At 40.7% G+C, this 13,587-nt stretch carries 12 protein-coding genes; all 12 read right to left on the bottom strand.

Translation table 11 applies throughout. The annotated features are described in order from the left end of the window. Window positions 1-35: 35 nt before the first annotated feature. The 12 genes from FYJ75_RS02940 to FYJ75_RS02995 all read right to left on the bottom strand — a co-directional run bounded on the left by FYJ75_RS02940 (window position 36) and on the right by FYJ75_RS02995 (window position 13,542). A complete protein-coding gene (locus FYJ75_RS02940; protein ID WP_154428696.1) occupies window positions 36-2,630 on the bottom strand; it encodes a DNA translocase FtsK in 2,595 nt (864 codons plus the stop codon). A 44-nt stretch (window positions 2,631-2,674) separates the two neighbouring features. Next, window positions 2,675-3,565 carry an undecaprenyl-diphosphate phosphatase gene (locus FYJ75_RS02945; protein ID WP_154428698.1) on the bottom strand — a complete coding sequence of 297 codons (891 nt, stop codon included), beginning with the start codon at window positions 3,563-3,565 and terminating at the stop codon, window positions 2,675-2,677. 84 nt (window positions 3,566-3,649) lie between these two features. Next, the gene (locus FYJ75_RS02950; protein WP_154428700.1) at window positions 3,650-4,348 is read right to left on the bottom strand and encodes a ClpP family protease; all 699 of its coding nucleotides are present in this window, start codon (window positions 4,346-4,348) and stop codon (window positions 3,650-3,652) included. 68 nt (window positions 4,349-4,416) lie between these two features. Beyond that, entirely contained in the window at window positions 4,417-5,868 is a 1,452-nt protein-coding gene (gene glgA / locus FYJ75_RS02955) for a glycogen synthase GlgA (RefSeq protein ID WP_154428702.1), read from the bottom strand. Between the two features lie 126 nt (window positions 5,869-5,994). Beyond that, window positions 5,995-6,723: a YebC/PmpR family DNA-binding transcriptional regulator gene (locus FYJ75_RS02960; RefSeq protein ID WP_154428704.1), complete on the bottom strand. Its 729-nt coding sequence runs from the start codon at window positions 6,721-6,723 to the stop codon at window positions 5,995-5,997. A gap of 33 nt (window positions 6,724-6,756) precedes the next feature. Further along, window positions 6,757-7,743 (bottom strand): hemolysin family protein, encoded by a 987-nt coding sequence (locus FYJ75_RS02965; protein WP_154428706.1) that lies wholly within the window; start codon window positions 7,741-7,743, stop codon window positions 6,757-6,759. A 92-nt stretch (window positions 7,744-7,835) separates the two neighbouring features. Next, window positions 7,836-8,183 (bottom strand): type II toxin-antitoxin system PemK/MazF family toxin, encoded by a 348-nt coding sequence (locus FYJ75_RS02970; protein WP_154428708.1) that lies wholly within the window; start codon window positions 8,181-8,183, stop codon window positions 7,836-7,838. Window positions 8,184-8,247: 64 nt separating this feature from the next. Next, window positions 8,248-9,417: an alanine racemase gene (gene alr, locus FYJ75_RS02975; protein WP_154428710.1), complete on the bottom strand. Its 1,170-nt coding sequence runs from the start codon at window positions 9,415-9,417 to the stop codon at window positions 8,248-8,250. Between the two features lie 4 nt (window positions 9,418-9,421). After that, window positions 9,422-10,915, bottom strand: a complete 1,494-nt coding sequence (locus FYJ75_RS02980; protein ID WP_154428712.1) for an NAD(P)H-hydrate dehydratase — start codon at window positions 10,913-10,915, stop codon at window positions 9,422-9,424. Next, a complete protein-coding gene (locus tag FYJ75_RS02985; protein WP_154428714.1) occupies window positions 10,915-11,595 on the bottom strand; it encodes a hypothetical protein in 681 nt (226 codons plus the stop codon). The genes FYJ75_RS02980 and FYJ75_RS02985 overlap by 1 nt, the downstream gene beginning before the upstream one ends. 27 nt (window positions 11,596-11,622) lie before the next feature. Beyond that, a complete protein-coding gene (locus FYJ75_RS02990; protein ID WP_154428716.1) occupies window positions 11,623-12,258 on the bottom strand; it encodes a redox-sensing transcriptional repressor Rex in 636 nt (211 codons plus the stop codon). A gap of 69 nt (window positions 12,259-12,327) precedes the next feature. Further along, the gene (locus tag FYJ75_RS02995) at window positions 12,328-13,542 is read right to left on the bottom strand and encodes an NADP-dependent isocitrate dehydrogenase (protein ID WP_154428718.1); all 1,215 of its coding nucleotides are present in this window, start codon (window positions 13,540-13,542) and stop codon (window positions 12,328-12,330) included. Between the last annotated feature and the right edge of the window lie 45 nt (window positions 13,543-13,587).

The raw sequence follows: 13,587 nt of genomic DNA on the forward strand, positions 1-13,587 counted from the left end.
CACTTATGTATATATACTAATAATGTTTATCACTTTTAACTGTTTTCGTCAATAAATTGAGCAAACTCTTCCGGAGACATCAGGATTTTTCTTGGTTTGGTACCCTCCTCCGGTCCAACGATTCCTGCTTCCTCCAGCTGATCCATGATCCTTGCGGCACGGTTAAATCCAACTTTCAGATAACGCTGCAACATTCCGATGGAAGCACGTTCCTTGTCCATAAGTATCTGGGCCGCATCCATAAAATATGCATCTCTTCCGTCATTGCCGGAGTCATTGTCAGATATGGATACGGTATTGCCTCCGGTTGTCGGCATATTATTTAATGTTTCTTCCATATCGTTATTATACTCTGCTTTTCCATTGTTGGAAGTTAAAAATTCAACAACATCGGAAACTTCTTTATCAGAAACAAAAGCGCCCTGGACACGGACTGGTTTTGGTGTTCCCTGCGGATCAAATAACATATCGCCTTTTCCAAGCAGCTTTTCTGCTCCATTCATATCAAGGATTGTTCTGGAATCCACACCGGATGTAACCGCAAAAGCAATTCGGCTTGGCATATTGGCCTTGATCAGTCCGGTAATGACATTGACTGATGGTCTCTGTGTTGCAATGACAAGGTGAATACCGGCAGCACGCGCCAGCTGTGCAAGACGGCAGATTGCCTCTTCTACATCATTGGATGCCACCATCATAAGATCTGCCAGCTCGTCTACAATAATCACGATCTGTGGCATTTTCTTTGGCCGCTCCTGTCCTTCCGGGACTTCAATAGAATCAACTTTTGCATTATAACCATTGATTTCACGCACATTTGCCGCTGCAAACTTATTATACCGGTCGGTCATTTCATTTACAGCCCAGTGAAGTGCACCGGCTGCTTTTTTCGGATCCGTAACAACCGGGATCATCAGATGCGGGATTCCGTTATACACACTCAGTTCTACAACCTTCGGGTCGATCATAATGAGCTTTACGTCATCCGGATGTGCTTTGTATAGAATACTCATGATAATGGTATTGATACAAACCGATTTTCCGGATCCGGTTGCACCTGCGATCAGCAGATGCGGCATTTTCGCAATATCGGTAACGGTTACTTTTCCGGAAATATCTTTTCCGACTGCAAAGGAAATCTTTGATTGCGAAGACTGGAATTCTTCAGACTCAACAAGTTCACGGAAAGGCACCATAACATTTTCTTTATTTGGAACTTCAATTCCAACAGCTGCTTTTCCAGGGATTGGAGCCTCTATTCGTATGTCAGCCGCTGCAAGATTCAGCTTAATGTCATCTGCAAGGTTGACAATCTTACTTACTTTTACGCCCATCTCCGGCTGGATCTCATATCTTGTAACCGCCGGTCCACAGCTGACATCCGTTACGGTTACATTTACACCGAAATTCTTTAAAGTCTGCTGTAATTTCATTGCTGTTTCACGGACTTCTTCTTTCGTATTTCCGGATTTTTTGCCGGAAGGAGCTTTCAGAAGATCGATCGGTGGGAATACATATTCCTTCGTTTCTGTTGATTCTTCAATGGCATTCTCTACTTCACGTACTTCGTCTTCTAATTTTGTTTCCGGTTCTGGTGTTACCGTGGCAACCGGTTTCTCATGTTTTGCTGGTTCCGGTGATGCTGAAACTGCCGGAGAAGGAGAAGCCAGTTTTACCGGAACGGAAGTCTTTTTTACAGGGGCGTCAAATTCGCCATGGATTACAAGGTCATCCAAAGAAGCATCCGCCGGTGATTCCTGCGCCGGAAAAGCAAGTTCCGGTTCTGGTGGGAAAACCGCTTCCTTTTTGGGATTTGGACTGATTTTTACCTTTTTTTCTTCTTTTACTTCACACAATTCCGGATAATTTTCCATTTTGATTTCATTTAATTCATCCGTTTTGGAATTATTCTTTGCAGTTGTAATCCGTGTATCCGGTGAGACACCACTGACCTTACGGTCCATTCTTCTTCTGGCCTTCTCTTCCTGCCGCTGCTCCCGGATCTCCTGATAACGCTCTGTATTTTCGCGGGCGGTTTCGTATACTTTTCTGCTTCCTTTCTGTACACCTTTTAAAGCGGATCTTTCGGTGATCAGAACCATCGTGATAATCAGAACAATAATATCAATGATATATGCTCCAATGATTCCGAATGCCGGAACCAGTATGTATGCCAGACATCCTCCCACGATTCCACCGCCGGCTTTTCTGGAAGAACTATACTGAAATGCTTCCTTTGGTGTCATTACCGCAGATTTGGATACTATCAGTTCTGAGAACAGACAGATAAATATGAAAAAAAGAATTGCAGCGATCAGTTTTAAAATTGCAAATGGGTTATCTTTATTGGAAACTCCAAAGAAACTTCCGGCAAATAAAACGATTGGGAAAATATATGCGACCAGTCCAAACATGCCAAAGAAAAAACTGCTGAGCGAGTTGCCAAGCCTGCCTCCAACACCAAAGTTACTGATAAAAAGAACTAAGGAAACTGCGATGACTCCCCATAAGATTACTTCTTCCCGGAATGCGGCAGCTTTCTGCTGCTGGATCTTTTGTTCTTTTTTGGTATTTTTTCGTTTTCTGTTCGTAGTCTTACTTTTCGAAGAATAATTTCTCTTCGTTGCCATGAAAACAACCTCCAACTAAATTCCTGTTATATATCAATAATTTCTCAGGCTATAAAATATCCAACGACAGATACTATGCCTACAAGTATGCAGTAAATCGCAAATCCGGTGAATTTTTTCCTGCGTACGATAACTAACATTGTTTTGATACTGATGTATCCAATCACAGCCGCAACGATCATTCCGACTATATAATTTGTAATCATGCCTCCACTGAGCGCCAGTTCACTGCCCTGCGCACCAAAGCAGTCTTTTATCTCAAGAATTGCTGCTCCAAGAACAGCAGGGATCGACATTAAAAATGAATATTTTACGGCAAACTTCCGGTCAAACCCACTTGCCAGGCAGGCGGTGATCGTAGTTCCGGAACGTGATAAGCCCGGAAGTGTTGCCAGTCCCTGACAGATTCCGACCATAAACGCATTGGTATATGTAACGTGTTTTGGTGTTTTATGCCCGTCTGGCAGCCTGTCCGCAATAAGAAGCAGAATTCCGGTAATCACCAGACATGCACCTGGAATCAAAAGTATGGTCTCAGACATTTCAACAAGGTCACTGTCAACGATACCAATGATTCCCGTTGGAATCGTTGATACAAGAATCAGCATTACGAATTTGCGATATGCCGTACAGATTACCCTTCGGTAAGGCAGATCTTTTCTAAGAAAAAGATTCTCAAAGAACGTTATGATATTCAGAATTATATCTATAAAAAGCAGGATTCCTTCCCGGATGAGCCGCCCCACATCTTTGTGAAATGCAACAAATATGGAGATCAGCGTTCCAAGATGCAGTAATACACTAAAGAGTAATCCTGTATCGGTATTTGCGTGAAATAATATTTGAAATAAAGCCAGATGTCCTGAACTGCTGACTGGAAGAAATTCCGTCAACCCCTGAATGACTCCCATTAAAATTGCTTGTAATAATGACATAGGCGCCCCCTTTTCTTTACGTACATATTTCATAATATCATATTACAAATATTTTGTCATCAAAGGGTTTGGGAAATACTATATTTAGTGCTTTTGATAGTCAATTAGTTCATGAAGTTTTAAAAAGGCCTGTTCAATTCCGCCGGTTTCATTGATCAGATGTTCTTCCACTGCCTGTTTTCCAACAAGAATGGTTCCGAGGTCTTTCGTCAGCATCTGTTTATTCATCATCATTTCTTCCAGACGTTCTCTCGTTGCATTACAATGGTCAGAGATAAAACCGATGATCCGGTCCTGCATCTGCTTAAAATAATCATAGGTTGGCTGAGCTCCGATCACGGTTCCGCTCATTCGCACGGGATGGATCACCATCGTCCCGGTTGGCACGATCATGGAATAATCCGTAGAAACAGCCAGTGGAACACCTATCGAATGGCTTCCACCTAATACAAGTGATACGGTAGGTTTACTGATGGATGCAATCATTTCTGCCATTGCAAGTCCGCTTTCCACATCTCCGCCAACGGTATTAAGAAGCAGAAGAATTCCGTCTACACTGCTGTCATCTTCAATAGATGCAAGTCTTGGAAGGACATGCTCATATTTTGTGGTTTTCGAATTGGCTGGAAGGCATTCATGCCCTTCGATTTCTCCGATGATTGACAACAGATAAATATTGTGATGATAGGTATTGTGCGTAAGAAGTGTCTGACCGTATTCACGGATATTTTCATTTTCCTCCTTTGACATTGTCTGTGGTTTGATCTTATTTTCTGTTTCCATTCTTACCTCCGGTCAAAAAAAGTACGGATAACTGGTATCCGTACTTAGTGTTTCACAATCTTTCGTTTTTATTCTCCGATCAGGTAATTATACAGCCCTTCATAACGGTATTTGGATGAATTCCATGAAAAATCTTTCTCCATGCCGCGGTCAACGATCTGATTCCAGTAACGTTTGCGGTCATAAAAGATATGTTTGGAATAATTGACAACGTTTAACATATCATCTGCATTGTAGTTTGTAAATGAAAATCCGTCTCCGGTATTTTCATATTCGTTATATGGAGCCACCGTATCTTTTAATCCTCCGGTCTCACGGACAATCGGAACTGTACCGTAACGGAATGAGATCAACTGGGTCAGTCCACACGGTTCAAATGCGGAAGGCATTAAAAATGCATCTGCGGCCGCATACAGCTTGTGTGCAAGATCATCGGAATAACAGATATTTGCAGATACACGATCCGGATATTTCCATGCATAATGCCGGAACATATTCTCGTATTTCGGATCGCCTGTACCAATTACAACAAACTGTGTAAATTCATCTACAAGTCCTTCCATTGCATAATTGATCAGATCTAAGCCCTTCTGATCGGTAAGTCTTGAGATCAGTCCGATCATGTACCGCTTTTTGTCTACGGCAAGTCCAAGTTCTTCCTGAAGTTTTGTCTTATTCTGTGATTTTTTCTTCCGGAAATCCGATTTGCTGTAATTGGTATATATCTTGGAGTCAGTTTCCGGATCGTAAACCTTATAATCAATACCGTTAACAATTCCCTGCATGTCAAAATGGCGGGCAGAAAGCAGACCGTTTAATCCTTCTCCATAATATGGTGTCTGGATCTCATTGGCATAGGTATCACTTACGGTTGTAATATAGTCGGCATAAACCAGTCCACCTTTTAACATATTTGCATCTTTATTGAATTCAAGTTTGTCCGGGGTAAACAGATCTGCCGAAAAACCAGTCAGTGCCTTCATGGTCTTAATATCCCACACTCCCTGGAATCTGAGGTTATGTATTGTAACAATGCTTTTAATTCCCCAGAAAAATGGATCCGCAGCAAATTCATTCTTCAGATAAACAGGTACAAGTCCTGTTTCCCAGTCGTGGCAGTGGATAATGTCCGGATGGAAATCAATATGAGGAAGCATGGATAATACTGCTTTATCAAAAAATACAAACTTCTCAATGTCATAACGGATGTCTCCATAAGGAACTGCACAGGTAAAGTACTCCTGATTATCAATAAAATAATAGGTAATTCCATCTAATTCGTATTTTAAAATTCCTACGTATTTATTCTGGATGTATGGTCCCGCATTCATATAAAAATGTGCAACATACGCAAATTTATCACGGTATTTTTTAGGAATACAGCTGTAATTCGGAATCACAACCCGAACATCCCAGTATTTTTTATCAAATTCTTTTGGAAGTGCTCCGCATACATCTGCAAGGCCGCCAGTCTTAATAAACGGAACGCATTCAGATGCTGCAAATAATATTTTCTTCATATCTGCCTCCTCAATACATAAAAAATAATAGCTTACATTTATGATACCTCTTTTTAGCTGTAATTTCCATATATTTATAAAAAATCCCCACAGCAAAATGCAGTGGGGATTCAGGTTCCAGAGTCATTACTCTTCCCAGTTGTGATATACTTCCTGAACGTCGTCATCTTCCTCTAAAAGATCAAGAATTCTTCCGATGTTCACAATATCTGCTTCTTCGGATAAGGAAACATAATTCTGTGGAATCATGGTCACTTCTGCAGAAGCCATTGGAATATTGGCATCTTCCAGAGCTTTGCGCACGGCCTCGAAATCAGCTGGATCTGTTGTGATTTCAAAACTGTCATCTTCCTCTGAAAAATCTTCTGCTCCGGCATCCAGTGCAGTCATCATAAGATCATCCGCATCCAGATCACATTCTTCTTTATCGATGATGATCTGTCCTTTTTCATCGAACATATAGGATACACATCCCTGTGCACCGATACTTCCCTGTCCTTTTGTAAATGCATTTCTTACATTGGCAGCGGTACGGTTCTTGTTATCTGTTAAACATTTTACAATGATGGCAGTTCCGCTTGGACCATATCCTTCATATGTAGCCTGAACATAGTTTACATTGTTTCCATCACCGGAAGCTTTTTTGATACCACGTTCAATTGTATCATTTGGCATATTGTTTGCCTTTGCTTTGGCAACAACCTGAGCAAGTTTAAAATTATTTGCAGGATCCGGTCCACCTTCTTTAACAGCAACAGCGATCTCACGACCGATCATAGTAAAGATTTTGCCTTTTGCAGCATCATTCTTCTCTTTTTTATGTTTGATATTCGCAAATTTGGAATGTCCTGACATAATCGTTCCTCTTTTCTAAAAAAAATTTTCTCTTTATTGTAGCATTAAATTTTTATCTGTGCAAGTGTCAGCCTCGGTTTTTGTTTCAACAGGAAGCTTTGACACTTTTACTTTTGTGATCATCTTATTTTCCACTTTCAAAATATGGAATTCATATCCATACTCTTTGACACTGGTCTCTTCACCGTCATTTGGAATTTTATCCAGCGATGAAATCAAAAAACCATTCAGCGTATCAAAAGAATCCTCTTCAACCGGAATATGTAAAAGCTTGGTAACTTCTTCAAAAGCTGCCATACCATCCATCAGATAGGTTCCATCCGGAAGTTTTTCAATCATATGTGTTTCATGATCGTGTTCATCCTCAATATTTCCAACAATTTCTTCGAGAATGTCTTCCATTGCAACGATACCGGCAGTCTGCCCATACTCATCAACAACGATAACCATATGGGATTTGGCTGTTTGCATTTCCGTAAATAACGTATTGATATTTCTGGTTTCTGGAATATATTCAACCTCGCGGATCAGTCCCGGAATATCTTTGATCGATGTACGGAAAATCTCATTTCTTTTCGAAAATGCGAATGCATCTTTGATGTGAAGCACTCCGATAATATTATCGATATCTTCCAGATAAACCGGGAATCGGGAACAGCTGCTGTCAATCATGACAGAAACTGCATCGTTATAGGAAAGTTCTCCATCAATTGCAATAATATTTTTCCGGTGAGTCATAATATCTTTTGCTTCTTTATCTCCGAATTCAAAGATATTGTGGATCATTTCTGCTTCTGAAGCAAGGAGGACACCCTGTTCATGTCCTTCGTTCACCATCGAAATGATCTCCTCTTCCGTGACATCATCACTGTCATGAAAAGAAGCTCCATGCATCATATTTTTCAGTTTCTTTGACAGGCTCTCATGATATTCTGCAACTAACAAAATCAGTACAACAATCAGAGCCAGAATGATTATCCCTAAAATAATGATTAAATAGGGACTCCCACCATCTTCCATAAAATGTTCTCCTTTTATCTCCTTGTTCTGTAAATTTAAAATTTTGTGGTAAAAACAGGAAAATCATACCATGATGACTGAATTACGTCAAGTTATGTATACAGTTCCAGGCTGATCTCCAGGGCTTTATCGATTTTCATAAGGATCTGGTTATCCAGATGGCACACTTTATCCTTTAATCTTTTTTTGTCAATTGTCCGAAGCTGTTCTAAAAGAACAACAGAGTCTTTTACAAGATCATATTTATCACTTCGAAGCTCTACATGAGTCGGAAGTTTCGCCTTATTCATCTGTGATGTAATTGCTGCACAGATTACCGTCGGACTGTGCCGGTTTCCAACATCATTTTGTATAATTAAAACAGGTCTTACCCCTCCCTGCTCCGATCCGACAACCGGACGCAGATCTGCATAATAAATATCTCCTCTTAATACTAACATATAATCCACTCCATAAATTTGGTATACCAAGAGTATTTCCAATTTTATCGAGCGTATTCATAGACTATTCAATGCAGGCAGGTCTTTCTGAGATCACCTTTCCATTTCTGTGATAGATCCTTGGAACGCGGTTTGTGATCAGGCATGCAAATTCATAATTGAATCTTCCGGAAAGCTCGCCCAGTTCTTCCAAAGTGATCGTATAGTCTCCATCGGTTCCAAGAAGGGTCACAACATCTCCTTCTTTTACATCCGGAATGTCTGTGACATCAACCATAAACTGATCCATGCAGACTCTTCCACAGATTGGTGCTTTCTTTCCGTGAATCAGGACATATCCCTTATTCGAAAGCCCTCTTGCATATCCATCCCCGTATCCAACCGGAATGGTTGCGATTTTCTGCGTTCCTGTTGTGGTATAGGTTCCACCATAACTGATCTGCCGGTCCGCCTCAAGTTCTTTGATAAATGCAACATGGCTTCTTAATGACATTGCCGGCTTTAAGGAAATAATATCTTTTGCCACTTCATCGGATGGCCAGAGACCATACAAGGTAATTCCTGCGCGCACCATATCAAAATTTGCCTGTGGAATCTCAACGATTCCGGCACTGTTTGAACAATGTTTGATTGGAATGGATACCCCTTTTTCTTCAATCATATGTATCATATTCTGAAAACGTTCCATCTGATCATAAGTGTACTTCTTATCGGTTTCATCAGCCCGTGCAAAATGGGTAAAAATACCTTCTACAATGATATTTGGCAGTTTTGCGATCTGTGCAACGATCTCTGCGGTTTTTTCACCAACCTGAAAACCGATACGGCTCATTCCGGTATCAATCTTAATATGTACATAACAGTTTTTTCCGGCAGTAACCGCTGCATCGGATAATTTCTGTGCTGAAGCATATTCACAGACTGCAGGACGGATATCATGTTCGATCATTTCCGGGAACTGGTCTTCAAAGGTAATGCCCAGAATCAGAACCGGTTTGTGGATTCCATGTCTCCGAAGAACCATTGCCTCATCAACAGTTGCAACCGCATATCCCCACAGATATGGAAGAGATTCAATCGCCTGTGCAATCTCCTTTGCCCCATGTCCGTATCCGTCGGTTTTGATGACAGCTGCCATTTTTGTCTCCGGAGCTATATTTTTATACATTGATTCCATATTATATACTACTGCATCCAGATCAATATCTGCATACACGCGTTTGTTTTTACTCATAAATTTAACTCTCTCTTTTCCAAAGGCCATTCAGACCATTTATAATATCCTCTGCAATCATACCTCGAAAACCGGTTTCTTGCAATGCCTGATTACCGGCAAGACCATGAATATATGCTCCAAGTGCTGCCGCATTTTCTGCAGAGCATCCCTGTCCAAGAAGACTTCCGATAATTCCGGAGAGTACATCTCCGCTTCCAGCCGTTGCCATACCATGATTGCCGGAAAGATTTAAATAAGTCATACCATGCCAGACGTTTATCACGCTTCGAAAATCCTTCAAAACACAGGTTGCATGATAAGTATCCGAAAATGCTTTTGCTGTAGCAATCAGATCATTCTGGATAGCTTTTACATCACGTTTGCAAAGACGTGCCATCTCACCGAGATGCGGTGTCACAATCATCGTTTCATTTAAAAGTGAAAAAAGGCTGCGATCGGATGCGATGACATTTAAAGCATCGGCATCTATGACACATGGAATTTGTATATTTTGAAGAACTTTTTTTACAATTTGATGGGAAGTTCCAGATGTTCCAATCCCGGGACCGAGAACAACCGAATCTGCCCATTTCAGTTCATGGAGTAACATTTCCGGTTCAAATGATGCGTCATAAGTAGACAAAATCGCTTCCGGAATCAGCGACTGTAAGGGAATCCGATTGGTGTCATCCGTAAAAATACGTACAAGTCCGCTGCCCGTGCGATATGCTGCTTTCGCACAAAGATATGCTGCACCTGCCATATTATAACTTCCTGCAATCACAAGAACCTTTCCATAAGTTCCTTTATTTGAATGTGCGCTGCGCTCCGGCAGAAGAGACAGATCCTCCGGCTCAAGTGCAGCAATCTGAGGTCTTTCATTCAGCCAGCTTTCTTTTGTAATACCCATAGGTGCAACAATCACATCTCCGCAATATTCTGAGCCCGGCCATAAAAACTGGCCGATCTTGCCAAAGGAAAATGTAATTGTATGATCCGCATGTACACCAGCGCCAAGAATCTGCCCGGTTTCAGCAGATACACCGGAAGGCATATCAACTGCCCAAACTTTTCCATGAAAATGGTCCATCCGCCGGATACATTCTGCCATAGATCCTTCAATCTCACGGGAAAGTCCAATGCCAAACATTGCATCAATCAGTACGGTATAAGACTCCCAGGACTGATCATAGGAAATGACCGGATAACCGTACTCCGTATAGATCTGATATTGCAGGCGAAAAGAATCCGTCTGCTTCTTCTCAGCAAACGGAATGCAGACAGCCGCAGAAATATTCTGTTGGCGAAGCAGTCTTGCAATTGCAATTCCATCTGCGCCATTATTGCCGGTTCCACAGACGATCAAAATATTTTCAGACCCGTTTAGGAATCTTGCCAATTCTTTTATAAAAGCATTTGCTGCCTGCTCCATCAAAACAATTTCCGGAACATGAAAATGCTCAGACGTATTCCGGTCAAGATGCTTCATTTCCTTATCGGATACAAGATACTGCATTAGTCCTCTCCATCCTTCTCTTCTGATTCTTTCGGTTCTTCCTCTTTGGAATTGTCTTTTTCCTCTTTATCTGGAAAGACCTCTTCGTATTGTACATCGAAAAGATCTAAAACATCCGGTCCGAAAATATCATGCATATATGCATAAATCTCCCGGTTGTTAATATCACGATTCTGTTTACGAATGATGTTTTTCTTTAAATCAATACGCACCTGATTAATCCAGTCCTCAATTTCTTTCGATTCTTCCTGGTTCACACGTAATTTGGAATAACAGTAATCCATGCTTTCAATCATCAGTTTCAGATTGGCTTCCTGGATGAGCTTTGGAATATCCAGAAGTTCATCTTCACATTCTTCCAGTTGTGTATTGATCTCATCAATCAGCCTTTTATCTTCATCCAGCTTGCGATGTCTGAGATGTTCTTTATCTTCTGTCTTCTCATCATTCATATTGGCAACAATGTTGCTCATAAGCTGATTTTTTAATTTTTTCAGTTCCTTCAGTTTGGTATTTAATTGTCCCTGTCTGACTAACAGTCCGTTTACTTCTTCCTCCAGACTTTTAATGGCATCCGTTTTCCCATGAATTGCGAATAACCGATGCCATTTTTGATCAAGAACAAGAATCGGAATCTTTTTGTTTTTTAAAGCTTCTTGAAAATCCTGTTCACTTTTCATATTTCTTCCTCTTTGTTCAGATGGAAATTATTTTTTATTTTTCTCGATATTGTAAGACAATTGCATCAGACTGTCCGATAAATGAACATTCTCTACAACTACATCTTCGTTATCAATATCAAGATCTACATGTGCGAAATTCCAGATTGCATGAATTCCGATACTTACCAGATGCTTTGCCGTAATATCAGCTTTTGCTTTCGGCATCGTCAGAGCGGCGATATCTACTTTATTGTTCGCACAGAAATCATCAAGTTCATCCAGCATGTGAACCTTAATGCCTCTGACACTAACACCCTCTAAAGCCGGATTTACATCAAACAATGCTATGATTTTAAAACCAAAACGTTCAAATTTCACATAATTTGTAAGTGCCTGACCAAGGTTGCCGGCTCCGATCACAATAATATTATGAACCTGATCAAGTCCTAATATTTTACCAATCTCTTCATATAAATATTTCACATTGTAGCCATATCCCTGCTGTCCGAAACCGCCAAAATTATTCAGATCCTGACGAATCTGTGATGCGGTAACCTGCATCTGGTTACTCAGGTCATTGGATGAGATCCTTTCAACTCCGGCATCCAACAGTTCGCCTAAATAACGATAGTATCGTGGCATTCGACGGATAACAGCCTGTGATATTTCTTTTTGTGCCATCGTGCCCCTCCTGTTAATTTATGTTGTAATTATAGTTTTTTTTAGGCAAACTGTCAATGTGTGAAATTTTTAACATGAAAGACTTGTCTCTAATTCTTCACGAATAGCTTTGATAAATCCCTCACTGTTTAATACAACAGGGTTCTCGATCGTTGTAATTAAAGCAAGATCTTTGGTCATTTTTCCGGATTCGATTGTTTTGATGCAGGCTTTTTCAAGGAGATCTGCAAAACGGATCAGTTCATCCAATCCATCGAGTTCACCACGTTTGCGAAGAGCTCCGGTCCATGCAAAAATTGTTGCAACAGAGTTTGTGGAAGTCTCCTCTCCTTTTAAATGTTTGTAATAATGTCTCTGTACCGTACCATGTGCTGCTTCGTATTCATAATATCCATGAGGAGATACAAGAACAGAAGTCATCATGGCAAGAGAGCCGAATGCTGAGGAGATCATATCACTCATAACATCACCGTCATAGTTTTTGCATGCCCAGATAAATCCACCCTCTGACTTCATAACACGTGCTACAGCATCATCGATCAGTGTATAGAAATATGTAATTCCTGCTTTTTCAAATTTGTTTTTATAGTCCGCATCAAAAATCTCCTGGAAGATATCTTTGAATGTATGGTCATACTTCTTGGAAATGGTATCTTTGGTTGCAAACCAGAGATCCTGTTTGGTATCGAGCGCATATTTAAAGCAGCTGTGTGCAAAGCTTTCGATGGAATCATTTAAGTTATGCTGTCCCTGAATGACTCCTGCACCTGTAAAGTTATGGATCAGTTCACGAACTTCGGTTCCATCCTCCGCAGTATATACGAGTTCTGCTTTTCCAGGTCCTGGAATTTTCATTTCGGAAGCCTTATAAACGTCACCATATGCATGACGGGCGATTGTAATTGGTTTTTTCCATGTTTTTACATTAGGCTCAATGCCTTTTACAACGATCGGTGCACGGAATACGGTACCATCTAACATTGCGCGGATCGTTCCGTTCGGGCTTTTCCACATTTCTTTCAGGTTATATTCCGTCATGCGGGCAGCATTTGGTGTGATCGTTGCACATTTTACTGCGACACCGTATTTCTTGGTTGCATTAGCAGAATCAACGGTAACCTGGTCATTGGTACGATTTCGCTCTTCAAGTCCAAGGTCATAATACTCTGTTTTTAAGTCGATAAATGGAGTGAGCAGTTCATCCTTGATCATCTGCCAGAGGATTCTTGTCATTTCATCTCCGTCCATCTCTACTAAAGGGGTCTTCATACTGATTTTAGCCATTTTACTGTTCTCCTTCTACATACATTTTATTTAAAAACATTACAA

Origin of the sequence: Roseburia porci (genome assembly GCF_009695765.1) — a bacterium.
GTDB classification, from domain to species: Bacteria; Bacillota; Clostridia; order Lachnospirales; family Lachnospiraceae; genus Roseburia; species Roseburia porci.